This is a genomic window from Candidatus Avedoeria danica (assembly GCA_016703025.1).
Lineage (GTDB): Bacteria > Chloroflexota > Anaerolineae > Epilineales > Epilineaceae > Avedoeria > Avedoeria danica.
This window is the reverse complement of the sequence record JADJCV010000004.1, coordinates 1,089,834-1,111,469: the sequence shown is the minus strand read 5'-3', so window position 1 is coordinate 1,111,469 and position 21,636 is coordinate 1,089,834. Positions and strand designations below refer to the sequence as shown.

At 71.7% G+C, this 21,636-nt stretch carries 20 protein-coding genes; 9 read left to right on the top strand and 11 right to left on the bottom strand.

Annotation, left to right across the window (positions count from 1 at the left end; translation table 11 throughout):
- The first annotated feature begins 29 nt into the window (after positions 1 to 29).
- Positions 30 to 2,234, top strand: a complete 2,205-nt coding sequence (locus tag IPG72_07870) for a hypothetical protein (protein MBK6768911.1) — start codon at positions 30 to 32, stop codon at positions 2,232 to 2,234.
- Here IPG72_07870 and IPG72_07865 read toward each other — a convergent pair.
- Positions 2,218 to 3,780 carry a VWA domain-containing protein gene (locus tag IPG72_07865; protein MBK6768910.1) on the bottom strand — a complete coding sequence of 521 codons (1,563 nt, stop codon included), beginning with the start codon at positions 3,778 to 3,780 and terminating at the stop codon, positions 2,218 to 2,220. The genes IPG72_07870 and IPG72_07865 overlap by 17 nt on opposite strands.
- Positions 3,781 to 4,005: 225 nt before the next feature.
- Here IPG72_07865 and IPG72_07860 point away from each other — a divergent pair, with 225 nt between their 5' ends.
- The 6 genes from IPG72_07860 to IPG72_07835 all read left to right on the top strand — a co-directional run bounded on the left by IPG72_07860 (position 4,006) and on the right by IPG72_07835 (position 7,801).
- Positions 4,006 to 4,497, top strand: a complete 492-nt coding sequence (locus IPG72_07860) for a hypothetical protein (protein MBK6768909.1) — start codon at positions 4,006 to 4,008, stop codon at positions 4,495 to 4,497.
- Between the two features lie 79 nt (positions 4,498 to 4,576).
- Positions 4,577 to 5,677, top strand: coding sequence for a PrsW family intramembrane metalloprotease (locus IPG72_07855; protein MBK6768908.1), 1,101 nt, complete (start codon positions 4,577 to 4,579; stop codon positions 5,675 to 5,677).
- A 17-nt stretch (positions 5,678 to 5,694) separates the two neighbouring features.
- On the top strand, positions 5,695 to 6,510 hold the full coding sequence (locus tag IPG72_07850) for a MinD/ParA family protein (protein ID MBK6768907.1): 816 nt from the start codon (positions 5,695 to 5,697) through the stop codon (positions 6,508 to 6,510).
- On the top strand, positions 6,507 to 6,719 hold the full coding sequence (locus IPG72_07845; GenBank protein MBK6768906.1) for a hypothetical protein: 213 nt from the start codon (positions 6,507 to 6,509) through the stop codon (positions 6,717 to 6,719). Before IPG72_07850 ends, IPG72_07845 begins: the two co-directional genes overlap by 4 nt.
- Before the next feature lie 26 nt (positions 6,720 to 6,745).
- On the top strand, positions 6,746 to 7,084 hold the full coding sequence (locus tag IPG72_07840; protein ID MBK6768905.1) for a hypothetical protein: 339 nt from the start codon (positions 6,746 to 6,748) through the stop codon (positions 7,082 to 7,084).
- A 33-nt stretch (positions 7,085 to 7,117) separates the two neighbouring features.
- Complete coding sequence (locus IPG72_07835; protein MBK6768904.1) at positions 7,118 to 7,801, top strand: cyclic nucleotide-binding domain-containing protein; 684 nt, start codon at positions 7,118 to 7,120, stop codon at positions 7,799 to 7,801.
- 9 nt (positions 7,802 to 7,810) lie between these two features.
- On the opposite strand, the gene IPG72_07830 is transcribed toward IPG72_07835, so the two are convergent.
- Together IPG72_07830 and IPG72_07825 are read right to left on the bottom strand one after the other, a co-directional pair.
- Positions 7,811 to 8,401, bottom strand: a complete 591-nt coding sequence (locus IPG72_07830; protein ID MBK6768903.1) for an RNA polymerase sigma factor — start codon at positions 8,399 to 8,401, stop codon at positions 7,811 to 7,813.
- Between the two features lie 531 nt (positions 8,402 to 8,932).
- Positions 8,933 to 12,289, bottom strand: a complete 3,357-nt coding sequence (locus tag IPG72_07825) for an SUMF1/EgtB/PvdO family nonheme iron enzyme (GenBank protein ID MBK6768902.1) — start codon at positions 12,287 to 12,289, stop codon at positions 8,933 to 8,935.
- A 102-nt stretch (positions 12,290 to 12,391) separates the two neighbouring features.
- Here IPG72_07825 and IPG72_07820 point away from each other — a divergent pair, with 102 nt between their 5' ends.
- The gene (locus tag IPG72_07820; GenBank protein MBK6768901.1) at positions 12,392 to 12,907 is read left to right on the top strand and encodes a DUF937 domain-containing protein; all 516 of its coding nucleotides are present in this window, start codon (positions 12,392 to 12,394) and stop codon (positions 12,905 to 12,907) included.
- A gap of 61 nt (positions 12,908 to 12,968) precedes the next feature.
- Here IPG72_07820 and IPG72_07815 read toward each other — a convergent pair whose 3' ends face one another.
- Positions 12,969 to 13,841 carry a hypothetical protein gene (locus tag IPG72_07815; protein MBK6768900.1) on the bottom strand — a complete coding sequence of 291 codons (873 nt, stop codon included), beginning with the start codon at positions 13,839 to 13,841 and terminating at the stop codon, positions 12,969 to 12,971.
- Positions 13,842 to 14,215: 374 nt separating this feature from the next.
- Between IPG72_07815 and IPG72_07810 the strand changes: the two genes are divergently transcribed.
- Positions 14,216 to 15,685: a catalase gene (locus IPG72_07810; protein ID MBK6768899.1), complete on the top strand. Its 1,470-nt coding sequence runs from the start codon at positions 14,216 to 14,218 to the stop codon at positions 15,683 to 15,685.
- Positions 15,686 to 15,818: 133 nt separating this feature from the next.
- Here IPG72_07810 and IPG72_07805 read toward each other — a convergent pair whose 3' ends face one another.
- From IPG72_07805 to IPG72_07775, 7 genes are all read right to left on the bottom strand, one after another.
- Positions 15,819 to 16,043 carry a hypothetical protein gene (locus tag IPG72_07805; protein MBK6768898.1) on the bottom strand — a complete coding sequence of 75 codons (225 nt, stop codon included), beginning with the start codon at positions 16,041 to 16,043 and terminating at the stop codon, positions 15,819 to 15,821.
- A 41-nt stretch (positions 16,044 to 16,084) separates the two neighbouring features.
- Complete coding sequence (locus IPG72_07800; protein ID MBK6768897.1) at positions 16,085 to 16,993, bottom strand: hypothetical protein; 909 nt, start codon at positions 16,991 to 16,993, stop codon at positions 16,085 to 16,087.
- Complete coding sequence (locus IPG72_07795) at positions 16,975 to 18,216, bottom strand: DUF3494 domain-containing protein (GenBank protein ID MBK6768896.1); 1,242 nt, start codon at positions 18,214 to 18,216, stop codon at positions 16,975 to 16,977. Before IPG72_07795 ends, IPG72_07800 begins: the two co-directional genes overlap by 19 nt.
- 164 nt (positions 18,217 to 18,380) lie before the next feature.
- Positions 18,381 to 19,103, bottom strand: a complete 723-nt coding sequence (locus tag IPG72_07790) for a ferric reductase-like transmembrane domain-containing protein (GenBank protein MBK6768895.1) — start codon at positions 19,101 to 19,103, stop codon at positions 18,381 to 18,383.
- 3 nt (positions 19,104 to 19,106) lie between these two features.
- Complete coding sequence (locus IPG72_07785; GenBank protein ID MBK6768894.1) at positions 19,107 to 20,195, bottom strand: FAD:protein FMN transferase; 1,089 nt, start codon at positions 20,193 to 20,195, stop codon at positions 19,107 to 19,109.
- Positions 20,196 to 20,343: 148 nt separating this feature from the next.
- A complete protein-coding gene (locus IPG72_07780) occupies positions 20,344 to 20,739 on the bottom strand; it encodes a hypothetical protein (protein MBK6768893.1) in 396 nt (131 codons plus the stop codon).
- A gap of 76 nt (positions 20,740 to 20,815) precedes the next feature.
- On the bottom strand, positions 20,816 to 21,523 hold the full coding sequence (locus IPG72_07775; protein ID MBK6768892.1) for a PepSY domain-containing protein: 708 nt from the start codon (positions 21,521 to 21,523) through the stop codon (positions 20,816 to 20,818).
- Positions 21,524 to 21,636: the final 113 nt, after the last annotated feature.

Genomic DNA, 21,636 nt, shown 5'->3' with positions numbered 1-21,636 from the left:
CCGTACGTTCGCTCTCCGCCCCCCGCCGGATGATCGCCGTCCAAACCGTCTGGCTGGCCGTGCACCTTGTCGCCGGCAGCGCATTGGCCTACGCCTCCGTGCTCATCGTCTGGCCCTGGCTGCTGCAGCGCGTCGGACTCTTCGGCGGGTTCGTCCTCATACCGATTGCGCTCGGCGGGGCGCGGCTCGCTGCGCTGCCGCTGGCCATCGGGTGGGCGGCGCTCGTCAAGCGGACCGTCATCGGGCGGTACGTGGCGGGGCGGCACCCCGTGTGGGGCGCCTTCCACACCCGCCACTGGATCGCGACGCACGCCGCCCGCAAAGTGCCGTGGGCGCTCATCGCCGGCACGGCATGGACGTCCGCTGCGCTGCGGGCGCTCGGCGCAAACGTCGGCCGGCGGGTGCACGTGCACCGCGGCGTGGACCTGAGCTGCGGTGGCTGGGATGTCCTCTCGCTGGGCGACGACGTGACGCTCAGCCAGGACGCCGCGGCGCGACCGGTCACGTTCGAGCGGGGCGAGCTCGTCGTCGATGCCGTGACGCTCGCCGACGGCGCAACGCTCGGCGTGCGGGCCGGCGTCGGGCCGGGCGCGGCGATCGGCCGCGGCGGGCAGCTGACCGCCTTGTCATTCCTGGCCAGCGGCGCCGCGGTCCCGCCGGGGGAGCGCTGGGACGGCGTCCCGGCCGGACCGCAAGACCGGTCGCCTGCGCCGCCGGCGATCTCCGGCGGGCGCGCGTGGTCGCCGGGCGTTCACGCGCTCCTGATCGTCGTCGGGCGCGCGCTCATCCCTGTCCTGTGGCTGACGCCGCTGTTTGCCTCGGCCGCCGTCGTGCTCCGCACGGCCTCGTGGACGGGCGATGACGTCGCTCACTGGCTGACCGCACCGAGCGACGTGGCCGCGCTGGCGGGGGCGACCGTCGTTCTGACGGCGCTCGGCCTTGTGCTCGGCCTCGCGGCCCAGGTCGGGGCAATGCGCGCCGTTGGGCGCGTGCGCCCGGGAACGTACGACCGGCTCAGCGCGGCTGCGGCGCGGGCGATGTTCAAGACCGGCGTGCTCGCATCGGCCGGCACGTGGCTGTCGGGCTCGATGCTCTGGCGAGGCTGGCTGCGCGCCGCCGGCATGCGGATCGGGCCGGGCGGCGAGGTCAGCACGATCATCGATACCGTGCCGGAGTGCACTTCGATCGGCGCCGATTCGTTTCTCGCCGACGGCATCTACCTGGCCGGGCCGCGCGTCGACCGCGGCACCTTCACCGTCCGTGACACATCGCTCGGCCGTGATACCTTTCTCGGCAACCACAGCGTGATCGCCGCAGGCCACCGCTGGCCCGACGCCTTGTTCGTCGGCGTCGCCACCGCGCCCGATCCCGCTGCGATCGACCCGGTCGCTTCCGGCGGGCCAGCGGCCGGGCCGAACGGCGTCGCATGGTTCGGCCACCCGCCCTTTCGCCTGCCCCGGCGCGCGTTCGTTCCCTCCGACCGCCGGCTGACGCACGTCCCCGGCCCCGCCAGGTGGTGGACGCGCGCGTTCTGGGAGGCGCTTCGCTTCGCGCTGCCCGCCTGGCCGACGTGCGTGGCGATCGGCTGGCTCGCCGTCGTCGCCCACGCTGCCGCGAGCCTCCGCCCGGTGCCGTTCGGCGCGGTTTGGCTGCTTGGCGTATTCGTGCCCGCCGCGACGCTGGCGGCGGCGGCCGTCCTCGTCGCCTCGGTGGTGGTCCTCAAGTGGGCGCTGCTCGGCCGGGTGAAGCCGGGGCAGCACGCGTTCTGGTCATGCTGGTGCGGGCGGTGGGACTTCTTCTACATGGCGTGGGGCATCTGGGCGCACGGCGTGCTGGCGCCGCTCGAGGGGACGCTGTGGTTGAACGCGGTGCTGCGCCTGTTCGGGATGGACATCGGCAAGCGCGTCGTGCTTGGACCCGGCTTCGCGCACGTCGTCGACCCCGACATGCTCCACTTCGGCAACGACGCGATCGTCCTCGGCCAGTTCCAGGCGCACAGCTTCGAGGATCGCATCCTCAAGATCGACCACGTTCGGATCGGCCCGGGCGCCACGATCGGCGACAACGCGGTCGTGTTCTACGGCGCCACGGTCGGGGCCGGCGCCCGGTTGCTGCCGCACGGCGTCGTGATGAAGGGCGATGTGCTGGCAGCGGGCGGCGTCTACGCGGGCTGTCCGACGAAGGCCGTCCCACGGCCCGCCTTTGCGAACGCGGCGGCTACGGACAACCCGTGAGCCGGCCCGCGATCCGGCGGTAGATCGCCGCGAGGTCGTCGCCGTCCGGTGCCTCGAAGAAGAGCGACGGGTCGCTCGCGGCGGCTTGCAGGAGCGCCCGATCGATCTCGTCCGGATCGCCCAGCCCGACCGTGAACACCGTCGTGCCGGCCGCCTTCGCGCGCGCGGCGCGCTCGAGGACGGTCTCGGCGTCCGTGAGCCCCGGATCCGCCGGCACGCCGTTCGGCTGACCGTCCGTCAGGACGACGAGCGCCGGCGTGTTGCCGATCCCCCGCGGGCCGGCGTCGAGCGCCGCTTGGCCCTGAACGAACGCGAGGTCGAGTCGGGTGCCGCGGTTCAGTCGCTGGGCCAAGTCCTGCAGTGCGGCGTCCGCCGCCGCCGCGTCCCGTGTCAAGCCGATCGCCGTGAACGCTTCGCCGTGGAAGCCGCTGATCGCCACTTGGTCGTATCCGCCGCGCGCGTCCGGCGTGAAGCGGAGCAGGCCGACCAGCTGCCGCGCCGCCGCGAGCGCCGCGTCCAAGCGCGTCTGGCCGCTGCGCGTCGCGCGGTTCATCGATGTCGACAGGTCGAGGACGACGGAGACGTCCGTGTGCGTCACGGACGGGATGCACGCCGTCGGGCTCGGCCTCGGCGTCACGGTGGGGGTTGCCGTCGGTGGGACCGGCGTCGCGGTCGGCGGCGGGTCGCAGATCCGGCGCTGGGTGGCGATCCGGCCGTAGATCGCGGCGAGGTCCTCCGGCCGCGGGGCGTGGTGGAAGTAGGACGGATCGCTGGCGCAGGAGGTCAGCAGATCCACGGAGATGTCGGTCGCGCTGCCGAGGCCGATCGTGTAGACGCGTGCGCCGGGTGCCTTGGCGGACGCGGCCGCCTGGAGCACGGCGTCCTCCTGGCGCAGGCTGCCGGGGTACGGGCTCCCCGGGCCGAACGGCACCCGATTGGGCAGGCCGTCCGTCAGCACGACGATGAGCGCCTTGTTCGTGCTGCGCCGCCCGGCGCCCGCCAGCGCCGCCGCGGCGCCGGCGAACGCGAGATCGAGCCGCGTGCCGTCCGACAGCGATTCGGCGATCGCGTCGAGCGCCGCGCCGGCCGCCGCGGCATCGTCCGTTAACGGCTGCGCGGTCCACGCCGTGTCGTTGAAGCCGACGACGGCCACCTGATCGCTCCGGCCGGAGGCGTCGGGCGCGAGGTCGAGCAGCCCGACGAAATCGTGCGCCGCCTGAATCGCGGCATCGTTCTTGGAGAGCGTTCCGGGCTCGATCGAGCGCCGCATCGAGGTCGAGCGGTCGAGGACGAGGACGACGTCGACGTACGTGCCTTCGACGCGGCACAGGGGCGACTTGAGTACGAAGGGCAGATGGACGCGCCTCGCAGGGACTTGGCGCGGATCGGCCGCCTGCGCGTGCACCCGGCGGTCGTCGGACGGATGCGGCGCCACGGTCGACGTCCAGATCCCCGCCGCCGTGCCGAGGGCGAACGCGGCGGCGGCGATCACCGCCATGTGCCAGCGGTTCGGCGACGTGTGGGGGGTACTCGTTCTCGTCTGCATCCATCGCTCCTTGTCCGTCGTCGCGCCTGCGGCGCGCGTCGACGCTGCGGCGCCGAGCGCCGATCCCGTGCTTGCCCGAGCCCCCCACCCATCCTAACACCGGAGCGAGTCGCTTGGTGTCGGGTGAGCGGCGCACGGCGCGGAACAAGCCGCGCCCGCCGTGTGTATACTGCACAGCTCGCAGCGGCGCGCTGAGGGAGCGGACCCACGAGGGTGAGGATGGCCATGGCGGACCCCAACCGCAAGCTCGACACCTTGACGGACGCCGCGCGCACCCGTCGTCTCGGCGGCGAGCACGGCGCCGGCGCGGACGCCGAGCCGGCCAACGACCCACGTCTGGTGGCGCTTCATGAGGCGCTGCAGGAGCCGCCGACGGCCGGGGCGACGCCCAACCTCGTGCCGATCGTCATGGAGCGCATCGCTCGCCGTGCCGCGACGGCCGGCGCGGCGCCGGCGTCGAACGGGGCGCCGCGCGCACAAGCCGTCGGTCTGGTCGCGCGGCTGCGGGCTGCCCTGGGGCGCATCGATCTCGGCCCCGCGGTGGCCGTCGGTTCGCTGGCGGCGGTTCTGGCCTTCGCGCTGTGGTCGGCCGGCGATGTGGGCACGGCCGGCTCGCTGAGCGGTGCCGCGGCCGGCATCGCCGCGCCGGTGCTGCTCGTCGTCGCGCTCGTCGCCCTTGGCGTCGGCCTCGCCGCCGCGTGGCTCCGGCGCCGCTAGTACCCCACTACTGTGGAGTCCAGGGGTTGCCCACTCTGGTGGCCACCACGGGCGTGTCCAGTGGTGGGGTACTAACCGCATGCCGCCCGGCGCCGTGCCGACGATCGCGGCCGCGGTCGTTTCCGTTCTCATCCCGCTCCTGTTCCTGTATGTCGTGCGCCGGCTCGACTTGTACGCCTCGACGGACCATCGCGCCGTCGCGCTGTGCATCGGCTGGGGGATTGCCTCGTTCGGGATCGCCTACGCGGTGAACGGCGCCGCGCTCGGCGTGCTGGCGAGGGCCGTCGTCATCGTCGCCGTGGCCCCTGTCGCGGAGGAGCTCGTGAAAGCCGTCGTCCTCGTGGACCAAGTGCGGCGCCCGAGCTTCACGTACTTCGTCGACGGCGCGATCCTTGGCTTTGCCGCCGGCACGGGCTTCGCGATGATCGAGAACCTCGTCTACCTGCTCGGCGCACCGGCGGCGGACGGTCTTGGATTGAGCATCAACCGCGTGTTCGGGGCGTCGCTCATGCACGGCACGGCATGTGCGCTGGTGGGCGTGGCCCTCGGGCGGTGGCGGTTCGGGCGGGATGCCCGCCGCGCGGTGGCGCTGGCGGGCGGGCTTGCGGCGGCGATCGTGCTGCACGTGGCGTTCAACGGCTGGACCGCGGCCGTGGACGTTCTGTCGCCGGCCGTGCGCGTCTACGGCGCAATCGGGCTCGGCCTGTGCGGCGTCGCGGCCGTAGCGGCGATGATCGTCCAGGGTCTGCACGAGGAGCGGTCGTGGCTGCGACAGGCGCTGGCGCCCGACGTCGGCGTCACCGAGGCCGAGGCTGGCGCCGTCCAGCGGCTGCGCCAGGTGCGCACGCTGCTCGCGCCGGTCGAGGCGCATTTCGGGGCCGCGCGTGCGGCGGAGGTCGGCGACCTGCTCCGCCTGCAGGCGCGGTTCGGCCTCAAGCGGCAGGCTGCCGCGCTGGCGCCGGCCGGTGCGTTGAAGGAGCGGCTCGAGGTCGAGGCCGCCGCGCTGCAGCGCGCGATGGACGAGGCGCAGCGGGCGATCGGCGTATACGTGATGGCCTACGTGCGCGCCGTCTGGCCGACCGCGGACGACACGCTGTGGGCGCGGCTGGACGAGGCGGTTGCGGCGACCGACGACGGGGCGGATAATCTCTGGGACACGCTCGACGAGCGGGCGCAGTGATCTCGGCAGGGGGCGGCATGGGCAGGACGATCTCGATCCATTCCTATCGCGGCGGCACGGGCAAGACGAACCTGACGGCCAACTTGGCGGCACTGGCGGTGCAGGCAGGGCGGCGCGTCGGCGTCGTGGACACGGACATCCAGTCGCCGGGGCTGCACGTCCCGTTCGGGTGGTCGTCGACGCCCGCCGGGCCGACGCTGAACGACTACCTGTGGGGCAAGTGCGCGATCGAGGAGGCGGCCTACCCGGTGGCCGAGGCGGAGGTCGGGCCGGGGCTGTTCCTCGTGCCCGGCAGCCTGAACACGGGCGCGATCACGAAGGTTCTGCGCGAGGGATTCGACGTCGGCCGGCTGAACGACGGCTTCCGCCGCCTGAAGTCGGCCCTGGCGCTCGATGCGCTGTTCATCGACACCCACCCCGGTCTGAACCCCGAGACGTTGCTCTCGGTGGCGATCAGCGACTGCGTCGTCGTCGTGCTGCGGCCCGACCAGCAGGACTACCAGGGCACGAGCGTCACGATCGACGTGGCGCGGCGGCTCGAGGTGCCCGAACTCGCGATCGTCGTGAACAAGGTGCCCGACGGGACCGATCTGGCGGCGCTGAAGCGCGACGTCGAGGCGGCGTACGGCTGCCCGGTGCTGGCGGTGCTGCCGCACAGCGACGCGCTCATGCGGCTGTCGAGCGCCGAGCTGTTCGGCGTGCGGTATCCGGACGATCCGCTGACGAGCGAGCTGCGTGGCGTGGCACTGCACGTCGTCGGCGCGATGACGGGGGCGCCGTCGACGACGACGTCGCCGGTTGGGCCGACGCCACCGCGAACGGCAACCCCATGAGGTGCCATCGCTGCAAGGGCGAGCCGATCGGCATCTGTCCGTTCTGCGGCCGGCTGATCTGCGAGGACTGTTATCGGCCGCACGTCTACGTCCTGACGGTGTATGTCGGCGAGGCGCAGACGCCGAAGGCGATCGCCGTGTCGAACGCGCTGTGGTGCCAGACGTGCCGGCCCCATCCCGCGCCGATCCCGATGCCCGAGCTGTATTGACGGGCCCGCGAAGGGGGAGGAACGGAATGGACGATCTGTTCGCGCGCATGCAGGAGGCGATGGACCGCGAATCGCCCCGCGCCGGCGTCAGCCCCGAGGATCTCATCGAGCTGCCGGATGATTTGCGCCGCCTGGTCCAGTGGGTGGCCCGCAAGGGCGACGTCGCGGCCGAGGACGCGGCCGACGCGCTTGGCGTGGGCGTCGACGAGGCGCGTCGTCTGCTCGCGGACCTCGAGGCCAAGGGGTTCGCGCGTGCCGAGGACGTCGGCAGCGTCCGGCGCTACAACGTCGACTTCGGCCAGCGGCAGACGCGGGAGCTGCCGATCGATCTGTGGGCGCTGCTGGACGATCGGACGGGTGGCTAGGCGCGTGGCGCCCCGACCGGCGGGCGTGGACGGATGACGGTGCCACTGCCGGACCTCGGCGTTCCGCTGTCGGATTGGGAGCGCGTGTCCGTGCCCGCCGGTGATGTCCTGTTCGAGGCCGGGGATCCGGGGGATGCCTTCTACGTCGTGCAGAGCGGGACGGTCGAGGCCTACCTGGCGGACGATCACGGCCGCCGTGTCGTGCTCGAACGCCTCGGGCCCGGCGCCACGTTCGGCGAGCTGGCGCTGCTGGACGGCGGGACGCGCACGGCCGGCGTGGCCGCCGCGAGCGATGCGACGCTGCACGTGCTGCGCCGCGCGGTCTTCATCGACGCGCTCGCCCGCTCGCCGGCGCTGGCGGCGCGCCTGCTCACGCTGACCGGCGGCCGCCTGCGCCGCAACCTGCGCCATATCGACCACCTCATCGCCTGGGCCGAGCTCGTCGCCGACGGCCGCTATGACGAGGCCCAGGCGGCCATCGCCGCCGCGGCAGAAGCGGCGGAGGACGACGACACGGCCCGCTTCGTCGCCTCGTTCACCGCCATGCTCGCCACCGTCCGCGCTCGGGAGCGCGAGCTCGTCCGCGCGCTCGCGGCGCTGCGCGTCGAGATCGATCAGGCGCGGCGGGCGGAGAGCGTGGCGGAGATCACGGAGAGCGAGTTCTTCAAGGGGTTGCAGGCGGAGGCGCGGCGACTGAGAGAGAACGGATCGTCGTAGCCGCGACGATCAACGTTCGGCTGCCTCCAGGTCCCCCAACGCCCCCGCCAGCACCGCCCGTGCCCGCGACAGCCGGCTCTTCACCGTCCCCATCGCCAGACCGGTCGCCGCGCAGATCTCCTCGTACGACAACTCGAGCGCGTGCCGCATCACGACGATCTCGCGGGCGTCGGCCGGCAGGGCGTCGACGGCCAGCCAGACGCGGCGACGCACGTCGACGGCGTCGGCCAGCACGTCGGGCGAGGGGGCGTCGTCCGCAAAGCGCCACTCGTCGGCTGCGTCACCGTCCGTGCCGTCATCCCGCCCGCCGTCGTCCAGCGGCACTTCGCGCCGCACGCGCCGGGTCCGGTTGTGCCAGAGGTTGACGGCGATGCGGGAAAGCCACGGGAAGAACGGGTAGGCCGGGTCGAACTGCTTGAGGTTCTCCCAGGCGCGGACGAACGCGTCCTGGGCAATCTCCTCGGCGTCGCGGTCGCTGCCGGTGAGCTGACGCAGGGAGAGGAACAAGCGGCGCTGGTGGCGTTCCACCAAGGCGCCGTACCGCTCCGTGCGGCCGGCGAGCGTGGCGGCGACGATTTCGGCGTCGGAGTCTGCGAACATGGCCTCACGGGTATGCACTTCGAGCACGGGTGGGCGCGGCTGCGCGGCCGCCGCTGCGCCGCGGTCGGCGGCGAGTATACAGGCAGCGCCGGAGAGCAAGCCAGTCGGTTGTATCGCACCTCGTGACGTGGCACTCACTCGAGGTCAGGGGGTTCAGGCGCTTGGCGTCGACCAACTGCCAGTGATCGAGCAGGCGCTCATGACGCAGGCGGTCCGAAAGGGCGGTAGCACCGTGTCCGCCATGATGAAGATCAAGTGCGAACTGTGAGTGGAGTGCTGCCCCGCGAAGGCCGTGCTCACGTGCACGACTACCTGGGGTAAGAGCAGCCAACAGTCCGTACGACCCTGATCTTGCGCAGCTGGGGCGACAGCATCGTTCGCCTCACGCCGTGCTGCGAAGCGAACATGATGTGGGGATATGGCGGCGGGATGATCTACGTGATCACGCTGCAAGTCGTGAAGGCAGTGAAGCGGCAGTGATATAGCGGCCAGCTGCTCCGAACAAGCGCCGGCGAATGCCCTGCCCGGCGATCAGCCGAGCGCAAGGCGCACCCCCACCCCGCTCATCCGCCGCCGATCGCTCGCGTACGCGTTGTTCCGCGCGTACACGAGCGATGTCGGGTGGTCGTCGTACCACGAGCCGCCGCGGATGATCCGCTGGACGTCCGGCGCCGTGTCGGCGGCCTCACGGCCGTCGTCGGCGGCATACGGGTACGGGAAGGCCGACGTCTCGGGGTCGGCGCCCCAGGCGGTGCTCGTCCAAGTGTAGACGTTGCCGGCCATGTCCGCGAGCCCCTCGGGCGTGTCGCCGTCGGGAAAGAGGCCGATCGGCGCGACCTGGCGCAGGTGGGTCTCCATCGTGTTCGCCCGCCAGCGATCCAGGGTGTCGCCGTACGCGAATCGCCGGCCGGCCGGGCCGCGCGCGGCCGCTTCCCACTCGGCCTCGGTCAGGAGGCGGAACGGCTGGCCGGTCTGGGCGCGAAGCCAGGCGCAGTAGGCGCGGGCCTCGTGCCAGCTGATGCCGATGACGGGCTGCGCCGGGTTGTTGAAGCGGGCGTCGCGCCAGAACTGCGGCTCGGTCTTGCGCTGCCCGGGGAACGACGCCTCGAGGTGCGCCTCGAACTCCGCCGCGGTCATCGCCAGCCGCCGCAGCCAGCGCTCGTGGATCTCGGCGCTCCAGCGCCCGCGGGCAAGCTCCTCGGCGGGCATGCCGGGGTTCGCCCGGATCACGGCCAGCCAGTTGCGCACGTTGGCATGAGCCGCGGCCTCCGTCCCCTCCCCGCGGCGCCACCCACGGCCCACGGACGTGTCCCACCAGCACTCGTCGTCGTAGCCGCCGGCCGCCACGAAGCATGCCCACTCGGCGTTCGTCACCATGAATCGGCCGACGGCAAACGGTTCGAGGACCACCTTGTGGCGCGGCTGATGGTCCGACCAGACCTGCTCGCCGAAGTGGATCGGCGCGTCGTCTCCGAGCACGTGCTCGCCGCCCGGCAGCGACACGACCGGCGGCGCGAGGAACGCGCCATGCGGACCCGCGCGCCGCTCGAAGCGCGGATCGCCCAGCGGCCCGAGCGCGAGCCCGGCCGCCAACCGGGCGCGCAGGTCGGCGGCGCCGTCGCGGCTGCGATCCGCCAGCGCGCGCCGCATCCGGTCGACGACATCGGCGCCCAGTCGGGGCAGCACGTCGGGCTGCGCGGCGCAGCGCCCGGCGAGTGCCAGGTTCACATCCATCATCGCGCCGACCATGGCTGCCGGATCGTCGCCCATCGCCGCCGCCATGACCGCCGTCTCCTCCCAGCCGGTGGTCGGCAACGGCGGCAGCGGATCGGCGGCCGGCAGGCGGGCGACGATGTCGTCGAGGCCGGCGCCCGCATCCGCCGCCTGCCATGCCGTTCGCAGCCGCTCGACGTCCGGGTGCGCCGCGAACGCCCGGGCCGCGAAGTACTCCTGCAGCAGCTGGTGGCTGAACAGGACCTCGTCCGCACCGGTGTCCTCGTCCAGCCAGCCAAGGTCGATGCAGGCGTGGACGATGTCCGCCGCCCGCGGATGCGCGACGGCCGCGAGCGCGGCGTCGTAGTCGATGCGCACCTGGCCGCCGTCGGGCCGGGTGCGGCCGGCCTGCATTGCGTGCGCCAGTCCGGCCACCGCGCCTATAAGTGCGCCCCGTTCCGGCAGATCGTAGGCCCCCGGCCACCCACCGGCCGTGATCCGATTCACGTCGCGCTCGGTCAAGAGCGCGTCGGGTTCGAGCAGGCCGTTGCCGAGCTCGATCTCACGCCGCAGCGCCTGCCGCACGAAGCCGGTGATCAACGCCGCCTGGCTCGTGGCACGCGTGCCCTCGTGCAGCGCCTGCTCGACGAGCAGCCGTGCCAGGAACGGGGAGCGCACCAGGGACAACTGGCCGCGCTCCGTCAGCTGGGTCCAGAGCTCGAGGGCCAGCGACGGCGCGTACGCGTCGAGGAACTCGCGGATCTGGCCGTCGGACATGGGCTCGACGACGACTTGCGGCACGCGCAGATCGGGCGTCGATAGCGGCGCGCTGTAGTCGAGGCTGCGGCAGCTGAACACGACCCGCGTCCCGGGGGCGCTCCGGGCGATTTCGGCGACATAACGTTGCCAGCGTCGGACGAGGCGGCGGTACTCGTCTGACGAAGCGTGCGGCATCTCGTTAAGGCCGTCGAGGAGGAGGATCATCCGGCCGGCGGCGATGAGGTCGCGCATCGGCGGCAGGGCGGGGTAGCGAGCGGCCCAGCGATCGGCGAGCCAATCGGCCGGATCCGCGTCCGTGTCGGCGCGGTACTGGTTGAGCGGAACGAACCACGAGAGGGGGGCGCGTACGGTATGGTCGCCGCCCACGCGAAGCCCGTCGATCGCGAGATCGAGCTCGAGCCGCCGCAGCAACGTGCTCTTGCCGCTGCCCGGCGGCCCGAGGACGACGAGCGCCGTGTCCGGCACGGTGCGCAAGAGGGTGCCGAGGTCGTCGTAGCGCTCCGGTGCGGCCACCCAGCGGTCCTTGGCGGCCTGCTCGCCCTGGTCGACCCACATCGAAAGCGCCACGAAGCGGCTGTCCAACTGGTACCGCGGCTGGCTCCACTCGGCCAATCGCATGAGGCGGTACTCCGCCTCGTCGGCCGGCCGGTGTCCGATGAGCTGCCTCACCTCGGCCAAGCTGATCTGGGCCGTCTCGGCCTGGCCGCGGACGACCGCCAACAGATCGGCGAACAGCGCACCGGACGGTCGGGCCGCGCCGCCAACGCGCGCCCCTTCGCCGGCGTGCGGGTCGACGACGACGATCCGGTCGCGGGTCGTGAGCGGGCCGGCGGTCTTGAGGGGCGTCGCGATGTCGGGTGTGTCGGGCGCCACGACGTGGAAGGCCGTCACCGGCTCGCGCAAGTCCTTGAGGCGGTGCGCGCCGAGCGGGCGGAGCGTTACGCCTGCGCGGATGCGGTCGGCAAGGGCGACGACGGCGTCACCCGTCAACAGGACCTGGCCGCCATGGCCGGCGGCCATCAGCCGCGCGATCCGGTTGAGCCGCGGCGTGCGGTAGTCGCCGTCGTGCGGCTCGGCGACGATCACGTCGACGGCCATCCGCACGCGCAAGCCGCTTGGCAGGCCGTCGATGGCCGACCAGTCCTCGGCCGCCAGGGCGCGCTGCGCCGCGACCGCCGCGGCGAGCGCCTGTTGCGGCAGGGCGAACGCGATCTGAAATGCGTCGCCGATCGTCTTGAAGATGACCCCGCCGGCCGACTCGACCGCGCCCCGCACGCAGGCGTCGTGGCGCGCCACGGCGCGGGCCATCGCCTCGGGCGCCGCCTCGAAGCCGCGGGTGTAGCCCTCGATGTCCGTGAAGAGGAACGTGACGATGCCGGTCGGTGGCGTGCGCATGCGGCGCTACAATACGCGCGGCCGCGCCGATCCAACAAGGCGCAGATGCAATTCGGGCGCACCCGCCCCGCTGGCCTTCCCCCCAATCCAGGAGAGATCGACATGACCCCCGACCAACTTCAGGCGATGCTCGACCAGATCGACCCCGCTGCGGTGAACCAGATCGCCGCCCAGCTCGGGATCGATCCGACGGCCGCCGGCGAGATCGTGAACCGCGCCGTCCCGGCGTTGATGGCCGGCATGGCCGGGAACGCCCAGTCGGCGATGGGCGCCGACCTGCTGAACGGCGCGCTGGATGCCGACCACGACGGGAGCATTCTCGACGATCTTGTCGGCTACCTCGGCAAGGCCGACACGAAAACCGGCGGCGCGATCCTGGGCCATGTCTTCGGCGGCAAGGAATCGGCGATCGTCAAGGAGATCTCGAGCCGCCTCGGCCTCGACCCGTCGACGGTGAGCGCCGCGCTGGCGATGTTGGCGCCGATCATCATGGGCCAGCTCGGCAAGCAGCGGCAGCAGGGCGGCTTCGACGCGAGCGAGCTGGGCGGGCTCATGCCGGCGATTCAGGACATGCTCGGCGGCGGCGGGCTGGCGGACCTGCTCGGCGGGGCTCGCTGAGGCGCACGCCCGGCCGGCGCCATCGGCCGAGGGGCACGGGCGCTGCCACGCGCGCGGCCCTTCAGGGTGAAAGTCGCGTCGCCAACGGCATGTAGAGCAGGGCGACCGGAACAGGCGTCATCGGCCCGAGCGACGCGGCATCCCCGGCGTCGTATCGGTCCAGGCGACCGCAGATCGAGATCGTGAGACCGCCGTCCGCGGCGCGCTGGGCGAAGACCAGTGCGCCCGCGTCGTCGTCCAGCCAGTGCTCCCCGCGGCACGCCCATGCCGCGTACGGGGCGACGACGTCGACCTCGGCCGGCGGATCGCCCTTCCACACGCCGAGGACACGAAAGCGGACGCGCCGTTCCCAACCGCCGTCGCTGCCCGCGTCCTGGACGCGGAGCGGGCGCCCGAGGAACGCCACGTCGGCGTTCGCCAGCGCGCCGGCGGCAGACGGGATCGGACAGCGCGGGCAGTTCGGGACGGGCGGGTCGTCGGCCGGGCGATCGTACAGCGGCGCGCCGAGGGCGGCGGCTTCGGCAGGGTCGTAGGCGCCGGTGCGGTCGCAACTCGTCGTGTACAGATCGGTCGGGGCGCCCACCGCCTCGCCGTGGGCATAGACGATCGTGTCGTCGCCGACACGGAATGGGTAGCCGCACGCTGCCGAGTTCGTCGCCGTCCGGATCTTCAGCTGGAGTGGCGTCGGCCCCTTCCAGACGGTTCGAATCCGCAGCGTGGCGCTGACGCCCAGGTCGTTCGAAACCACCGCCAGCACGGTGCCGCGGAACACGGCGTCGGCGGCCGCCTGCGCCTCGACGGGCGGCACGGGCGGTAGACAACTGCATGCGCGGGCCGGCGGCGCCGCGAGGAAGCCGGCGACGAACGTGGCGGCGCCGACGAGGATGGCCCCGGCTGCGGCGCGTCGGAGGCGGAAGGTGGCAAGCGGATGCATCGTTCGTCTCCATTCCGACCGGTATCGATTGTTCGATACCCGTGCACGAAATATACTCGCCGGACGCAAGCCACGGCTCGCCGGACCCATGCCACGGCGGCCGATCACGGCCCGCCGTGCTGCACCGCCTGTGAGGGCCGACCATTCTCCTCCAACCCCTCACGATCCACAACGTCACGTTCAAGAACCTCATCCTCCGCTCGTCCATCGGCGGCACGACGTCCTCTCCCTCGGCTGCTACGACCGGTCGCGGTTCGACTCGCAGGCGGAGATGGAAGCGCAGGTTGAGGCGTGGTCGTCGCCCGACGTGGTGCATTGACGCTTCTGCGCAAGTCCTGCCAAAATGATCGCACGAAACCCGATAGGAGTCCGACATGGCCAAACGACCCAAGCTGACGACCGAGAGCGGCGCGCCCGTCGTCGACAACCAGAACTCGCAGACCGCCGGCCCCCATGGGCCGACGTTGTTGCAGGACCAGCACCTCATCGAGAAGCTCGCGCGGTTCAACCGCGAGCGGATCCCGGAGCGGATCGTGCACGCGGTGGGCACGGGCGCGTACGGCTACCTCGAGGTCACGAGCCCCGACGTGCCGAAGTGGACGAAGATGAAGGTCTTCGAGAAGGTCGGCAAGCGGACAGACATGTTCATCCGCTTCTCGACCGTCGCCGCGTCGCGCGGCGGACCGGACGTGGCCCGCGACCCGCGCGGCTTCGCGATGAAGTTCTACACGGAAGACGGCAACTGGGACCTGGTGGGCAACAACACGCCGATCTTCTTCATCAAGGACGGGATCAAGTTCCCGGACTTCATCCACTCCCAGAAGCAGGACCCGTACACCAACCGGCAGGAGCCGGACAACGTCTGGGACTTCTTCTCGCACTCACCCGAGGCCACGCATCAGTTCGTGATCCTGTTCAGCGACCGCGGCATCCCGGCCTCGTTCCGCTGCATGCACGGCTTCGGCTCGCACACGTTCCAGTGGGTGAATGCCGCCGGGGAGCGCTTCTGGGTGAAGTTCCACGTCAAGACGGACCAGGGGATCCAGAACTTCACGTCCGCGGAGGCGGCGATCGTCGGCGGTGAGAACCAGCAGTACTGCCACCAGGAACTGTACGAGCACATCGAGCGCGGCGAGTTCCCGTCCTGGACGTTCAACGTGCAGGTAATGCCGGAAGCCGACGCGGCGACGTACCGCATCGACCCGTTCGACCTCACGAAGGTCTGGCCGCACGGGGATTACCCGCTGATCCCGATCGCCAAGCTCGTCCTGAACCGCACACCCGACAACTTCTTCGCCGAGACCGAGCACGCGGCGTTCGATCCGGGGCACTTTGTCCCGGGCATCGGCCCGTCGCCGGACCGGATGCTCCAGGCGCGCCTCTTCGGCTACGGCGACGCCCATCGCTACCGCCTCGGCATCAACCATGCCCACATGCCCGTCAACAGCGCCAAAGCAGCGGTCGACGGCGTGCACAACTACGGCCGCGACGGCGCGATGCCGATCGGCGCGCCGAGCGGGCGGCTGAAGAACTACGAGCCGAACAGCTTCGACGGCCCCATCCAGACGGACGAGGAAATGTTCGCCGGTCTGAGCGTGACCGGTGTGTCGGGACACTATCCGCAGGTGCCGCGCGCGGTGGACGACTTCAAGCAGGCGGGCGACCTCTATCGCCTGCAGGCGCCGGACGCGCAGCAGCGACTCGTCGACAACATCGCCGACAGCCTGTCGCAAGTTTCGCGCGATGACATCATCGAGCGTTCCGTCGAGCACTTCCGCAAGGCCGACGCGGAGTTCGGGCGACGCATTGCGGAGGGTGTTGCGGCGCGGCGCGGCGCGGCGTAGCGGTCGCCGGTGGGGCGACTGCGCGGCAACGGTACGTTCACCTTGGGCCGAGCGTGGTGCGCTTCCGCCCGGAGGCTGAAGTCTCCGGGCGGTCAAGCGCGCCGGGCGTTGAACGTGCGCCGCAAGACGGGGCCTACGGGCACCCCGCCTTGTAGACGAGCCGGTTTCCCAGCGGGTGGTACGGCTGCGCCAGGACGTCCAAGGACAACCAAGTGCGAAGCGGATTGTACGGCCCGACCGCGCGGCCCGGATGGACGGGCTTGCCGAAGCCGCCGACGGCCGCCGGAGCGGCGAGCGCGGCCTGGATCGCGGCCGCAACCGCACCGCGCTCTCCGGCCCTCGCCGCCGGCAACGCCAACGGATCCGGGCTCGTCGCCGGATGTGATGTGACGGCGCCGGTCAGCGCATCGCCGCCACCAGATGCGCGCCGCTCTTCGGATCCGGCCCCACCGCGACCGTCGCCGCGAGGACGGCCTCCGCCACGTCGCCGTGGACGACGTAATGGGCGACAAGGGATGCCGTGGCGCGATCCGTGTGCGCGGAGGACACCTCGCGATTCCATCCGATCACCGCGCGCGCGCCGCGGGACATGAACGCTTCCGATAGGCCGCGGCCGCGGAGCGTGTCGCAGCCCATCAAGACGACCACCGCGTCGCTTCGCAAGCGGCCGCGCAGATGGTCGCGGACGAATCGCGCGCCGAGACCGAGGTAGGGTCGCCGGTCTTCGCCGACATCGCGGCGCACCGGGATCAGGGCGGCGGCCGCGGCCGCACCGAGCTGCGACGCGCCGACGGGCGCCGCGCCCGCGGCCGGAATGGACGGCCGGTCGAGCGCCGACGGATCAAGCGCCCGCAACCCGCTCACGTCGAACGTCGCCAGATCGACGGGCTCGCTGCTGAAGAGGGCGGCATCGTCCGTCCACCGGCCGCGGTCGAAGATCAGAGCGGCGTGCGCCCGCACGATGATCAGGTTCGCCCGATCGTCCGGCACCGACCGCAGGCGTTCGACCGTCACTTCTTGGGAAGGCACGTACGTCATCCCGTATCCTGCTTCGTCGAGCGTTGCCCCGATCTCTCGCACAAACGCCGGATGGGGTGCGAACACCGCCAGCTCATCGATGAGAACGGCCCGCCGGGCGGGGCGCCACAACGGGTGTCCGGCGCCGACGTACGCCCCGAGCGCCGCGACGAGCGCCCCCAGCGCCACGACGCCGAACCCCGCGAAGGGATCCCGCATGCGCGTCGAAACAGGGATGTCCTGCACGGCGCGCGCCGCCGGCTGCGGCCGCTTCAACGGCAAACGGGCCACTTCCACCTCAAGACCAAGACCAATACCACGGCCACAGCCCACGCCGCCAGGAGGACAAAGAAGCTGTCCGGTTCGCGGCGCGTCGTCGGCTGCGTCCGGGCATCTGGCGCTCGCGGGACGAGCACGCCGAGCGCCTCGCCGCCGACCATCGCGCTGGAGTCGATCGCCGACGCGATGAGGGTGGCCGGTGCGACAACGGGCGTCGGCGTGCGGGTCGGCGTCGCCGTACGGGTGGCTGACGGCAGCGGCGTGGGCGATCGCGTCACCGTGGCGGTGCGCGTCGGCGTGATCGTCGGTGTGCGCGTGGGCGTGCGGGTGGGGGTCGGCGTGCGCGTGGCGGTTCGGGTGGCCGTGTTCGTCGGCGTCCGCGTCGGGGTGCGGGTGGCGGTAGTGGTTAGCGTCGGCGTGGCCGTCGCGGCGCACAGGGAGCGCGTGATGTCGTTGTCGTCCATCGTAACGGCGCCGGTGCGGGCCAATGCTCTGCCCGAAAGCGTGGCGCCCGTGTTCAGTGTGATGCTGGCCAGCGCCAGCACGTTGCCGACGAACGATGTCGTCGTATCCAGCGTCGCGGAGCTGCCGATTTGCCAGAAGACGTTGCAGTCTTGCGCGCCGTCGATGAGGACGACGGAGGCGCCGGGCGACGTCGTCAGCGCCGTGCCGATCTGGAACACGAAGACGGCGTTCGGGTCACCCTGTCCATCGAGCGTGAGGATGCCCGTCTGGAGAGCGGTCGAGGAGTAGCAGTAGACGCCGGGGGTAAGGGTGAGGCCGCCCAGATTCTGTCCGGTCAGGTCGGTGTCACATGCCTGGCCCGCGAGGTTGAGGTAAGCCGTCGTGACGTCCGCCTGCGCCGCCGCGGCGACCGCGTTCGCCGCGTGGATCGTCCCTGCGACGGTGCCGGGCGGGAAGCCCGTGACGGCGCTGCCCGGATGGACGCCGAGGTTGCCGACCACCGTCGTCGGACCGGTGTTCGTCACCGCGCTGCCGCCCAGGACGGCGAAGCTGGCCGCGGTGCCGAGGCTGGGCGCGGTGCCGATGGCCAGCGCGACGCGGACGCGGGGCGGTCCCAGCGCGCCGAGGACGATCGTGGCGAGTAGGACACAGCAGGCACGTACCGCCGCAACTTGAAGGCGCGCCAACGTCCGGCGCGCGATCCAACTTCGAGGCGCGACCCATGATCGGACGCCGAGCGCGTCGGTCGTTCCTCGGTCACGTGGCGGCATGTGCAGCTTGCCCTTTGATATGTCCGCTCCTGCCTCGATTCCGAATCCCGAAGCAAACCCGAAGCAAACAAGTATAGGCGGTCTGTCGCAACATCGACCACGACAATCGCATCAAACTGCCGTGGCCGGCAATCGCCCTGCAACACCGACCCGATCCGCGTGTCTCAACGCCGCACAGGGGCGGGCGCATTCCGCCCGCTCACCAAGACCCGAAACAGCGTCAAGAACAGCACGCTCCCTCCGCTCCCCCAGTACGCCGCGCGCGCCCAGATAGCGCCGCTGTCCGTGCCGCTCCACAACCCGTGGCCGACGACCAGCACGAAGACGCCGAAGCTCAAGAAGTGGACGATTCGCCACACTCGGTGGCCGATCCGGCGACGAACGTAGAAGCTCAGCGCCACGATCGCCAACGCGTAGAAGCCGAGCTGGCCAAGGCCGACGCTGAGCGGCCGGTAGCCGCGGCTGGCGAAGGGGATGAGGAGCGAGACGAGCGAGTACCCGATGTACGGATCGCCCCGCAGAATGAGCGCGTGGAACAACGCGAAAGCGAGCGCCAAGAGGCTGACGTACTGATGAAGGTCGAACGCCGTCGGTCCGCCGGGCCAGAGGCGCGCCAGGCGATTCGTGATCAGCAGTCCGAACACCAAGCTCATCCAGAGCAGCCCGAACGCCACCCAGGCGCTGGCGCGGGAGAGGAACCAGTAGCCGTGTGCCTCGGCCCCGACCAACGAGGCGCTCAAGCCCGGCAGCCAGTACGGCAGCACGAATACGGCGGCGGCCACCCCGCCCAGGCTCGCCAACAGGAGCAGGGCGACGTTCCGCGCGGCCATGGCCGGCGGAAAGCCCTCGAACCCATCGCTCACGGGCGCAACGTGCGATCCCGACATCGTTCAGCCTCCCAAATGGCATGCCAACCGGCGGCTGGCATGAACCTCTCCGTCGCTCCCGACCAAGATCCCGGCGAGCGCTGGCTGCCGCTCGATCCAGGCCATCCCGGCGCGCCTACCCAAGAGCAGCACGGCCTTGGCCGCCGTCTCGGCCACGCGGGTCGATCTTGCGACGACCGTCGCGCTGAGCACGTCCGTCACCGCCGGCGCGCCGGTGCGCGGATCGATGATGTGGTGCTGCCAATCCCCGTTCCGCTGCCAACGCTTGATGTCCGTGCCGGACGTGGCGACGCCGCCCCCCGCCAGCCACAGCACGGTCAGGTGCGCATCCGGCGCGCGCGGATCGCCAACGGCGATCGGCCACCGACCGCCGTCGGGCAACGGGCCGCTCACCGCGATGTCGCCGCCCGCATCCACCAGCGCCGGTCCGTGGACGGCCAGCCGCCGCGCAGCCTCGTCCGCGGCCCACCCCTTGGCGATGCCGCCGAGGTCGAGGCGCACGCCGGCCGGCAGCGTGACCGTGCGGTCGGCATCGACGGTGCGAATCGCGCGCCAGCCCGCCTGCCCGTCCGCCCGCACGGTCGACGCCGGCCGAGCGCGTCCTCCGATGCGCTCGACCGCGATGATCCCGTCCGGCGCCGGCCCGTCCGATGCCCGCCCCGCAACTGTCGACCCGTTGCCCAGCCGCTCGAAGCTGCGGTCATAGCCGGCCCGCTCGACGGCATCGAGCAGTGTCGGCGTGACCAGCCCGTTCGTCGCGCGTGCGGCACCGAGCGCCGCCTGCAGCACGCCCCACAGGACCTCGCTGACGGCCGTACGGCGGCCTGCAGCGGCGTTCAGCCGAGCGAGCTCGCTGTCGCCACGGAACCGGCTCAGGTGCGACTCCCATTCGGCGAACCAATCAGCTACATGCGCCAAGGCATCGTCGTCGGCACCCGGCCCGCCGCGCCGCGCGTCGTCGGCGTGCGACTGCAGGTGCGCCCTGCCGGCCAAGACCGCGCGCATCCCGGAGCCCATCGCGCGGAAGTCGATGTGCCGGAACTCGACGTCGCCTTCGATCGTCCGAGCCTCGCCATCGGTTGTGGTACCCATCGCTCACCTCCATCGGGACACCTTCGGCAACCCTTCGGCACACCCCCGGCGCGTGCCGGTCCTACACGTCCCGACTGCGTCTACATCGAGGCCGCCCAGACCCACGCATCTTTACTCGACATAACTCGAGCATGCGGCCAGCCGCACGTCACCGCGACGAACGCGTCACCGCGACCGGTTCCCGCCGTCTGTCCTGCGCCTGCTCCTGCGGCGACGGGGCCGGCGGTGGCGGCGGCGCGCTGACGTGGCGAAGCGACGTCAGCAACGGGGCATCGCTTGCCGATACCGGTGCAGCGGCGGCCGGATCGACGGCGCGGCGCGTATCCTCGCGTGGCGGTTCGATCAGCGGCACCAGCGTTGGCAGCGCCTCCACCCGGTAGGGGATCGCACGTGCGTCGTTCGTCGACGCGACGATTGCCCACGGTGTCGCCAGCCCTGCCGCTCCCCCGGCCGCTCCTCCCGCCGGTGCGTACTTGCCGTTCGCCAGCCGCGCCCAGCCGGCCAGCGTCGTGACCAACGCCAGGGACGAGATCAGCAACTTCACGCCGCGGACACCTTGCGCTCGCCCCCCCGTCCGTCGGGGCGGGCGTTGGGCTGTCGCGGACGGCGGGCGCGCGGGCTCAATCATCGTCGTCGTCGCGGTCGTCGTCTCCGTGATCGCGATCCTCATCGTCGTGCTCGCGCGCCTCGCGCGCCTCGTGCTCCCCGTCGTCGTCGCCCTCGTCGTCCCCGCCGTCGCGCACTTCGCGCTCGCCGCTGTCGCTGGCGCCGCCATTCCGACCGCCGCCACCCCCGCCGCCGGATGACGCGACCATGGCCGCCACGCCGCTGTACAGCACCTGCCCGCTCACGGCATCCACGTAGACCGTGCCGGCATCCAGCGTCACTTCATAGGCGGCGGCGCCCTGGAAGTTCACCAGTTCCGGCGTCCGTACGACCGATGCGCCGGGTGCGACGGCCAAGGCGAGCTGCGCCGCGCGGTCCGCGGCAAGGTAGGCCGGTTGCCGCGCCGCTGACGGCAGATCAACCGGTGCCGCGACGGCGTAGGCCATCTTGAGCCTGGAGTTGGCCTGCGACAGTCGGTCGTTCGCCTGCTGGATCATCGACTTGTACCCGGCCTCACGTGCGTCGATGAGCGCCTGGACGGCCGGATCCGGCCCGGCGGTCGCGGGAGCGGAGGTCGGCGCGGCGACGGTCGGCGCCGCCGCGTCCAACGCCGAATCCTGCATGACCCGGCTGGCGACGGCGCCGATCAGCACCAACGTGAAGGCGCTGAGCGCGCCGGCCAAAACGAGGGCGTTGCGCTGGATGGGGTTCAAGTGCGTCATATGAAGTCTCCCTTCGATGAGCGGAAGCGTGTGTCGATCGACACCGTGACCCAGCATGACGCGCCAACGTTGGAAACCGCTTGCCCCGGCGCCCCGCTTTCCCAATCCGATTC

What these genes read in the sequence shown, in the direction of transcription:
- IPG72_07870 (MBK6768911.1), top strand. Translation starts at nt 30, where the DNA reads ATGATCGCCGTCCAAACCGTCTGGCTGGCCGTGCACCTTGTCGCCGGC.
- IPG72_07865 (MBK6768910.1), bottom strand. Translation starts at nt 3,780, where the DNA reads ATGCAGACGAGAACGAGTACCCCCCACACGTCGCCGAACCGCTGGCAC.
- IPG72_07860 (MBK6768909.1), top strand. Translation starts at nt 4,006, where the DNA reads ATGGCGGACCCCAACCGCAAGCTCGACACCTTGACGGACGCCGCGCGC.
- IPG72_07855 (MBK6768908.1), top strand. Translation starts at nt 4,577, where the DNA reads ATGCCGCCCGGCGCCGTGCCGACGATCGCGGCCGCGGTCGTTTCCGTT.
- IPG72_07850 (MBK6768907.1), top strand. Translation starts at nt 5,695, where the DNA reads ATGGGCAGGACGATCTCGATCCATTCCTATCGCGGCGGCACGGGCAAG.
- IPG72_07845 (MBK6768906.1), top strand. Translation starts at nt 6,507, where the DNA reads ATGAGGTGCCATCGCTGCAAGGGCGAGCCGATCGGCATCTGTCCGTTC.
- IPG72_07840 (MBK6768905.1), top strand. Translation starts at nt 6,746, where the DNA reads ATGGACGATCTGTTCGCGCGCATGCAGGAGGCGATGGACCGCGAATCG.
- IPG72_07835 (MBK6768904.1), top strand. Translation starts at nt 7,118, where the DNA reads ATGACGGTGCCACTGCCGGACCTCGGCGTTCCGCTGTCGGATTGGGAG.
- IPG72_07830 (MBK6768903.1), bottom strand. Translation starts at nt 8,401, where the DNA reads ATGTTCGCAGACTCCGACGCCGAAATCGTCGCCGCCACGCTCGCCGGC.
- IPG72_07825 (MBK6768902.1), bottom strand. Translation starts at nt 12,289, where the DNA reads ATGCGCACGCCACCGACCGGCATCGTCACGTTCCTCTTCACGGACATC.
- IPG72_07820 (MBK6768901.1), top strand. Translation starts at nt 12,392, where the DNA reads ATGACCCCCGACCAACTTCAGGCGATGCTCGACCAGATCGACCCCGCT.
- IPG72_07815 (MBK6768900.1), bottom strand. Translation starts at nt 13,841, where the DNA reads ATGCATCCGCTTGCCACCTTCCGCCTCCGACGCGCCGCAGCCGGGGCC.
- IPG72_07810 (MBK6768899.1), top strand. Translation starts at nt 14,216, where the DNA reads ATGGCCAAACGACCCAAGCTGACGACCGAGAGCGGCGCGCCCGTCGTC.
- IPG72_07795 (MBK6768896.1), bottom strand. Translation starts at nt 18,216, where the DNA reads ATGCCGCCACGTGACCGAGGAACGACCGACGCGCTCGGCGTCCGATCA.
- IPG72_07790 (MBK6768895.1), bottom strand. Translation starts at nt 19,103, where the DNA reads ATGTCGGGATCGCACGTTGCGCCCGTGAGCGATGGGTTCGAGGGCTTT.
- IPG72_07785 (MBK6768894.1), bottom strand. Translation starts at nt 20,195, where the DNA reads ATGGGTACCACAACCGATGGCGAGGCTCGGACGATCGAAGGCGACGTC.
- IPG72_07775 (MBK6768892.1), bottom strand. Translation starts at nt 21,523, where the DNA reads ATGACGCACTTGAACCCCATCCAGCGCAACGCCCTCGTTTTGGCCGGC.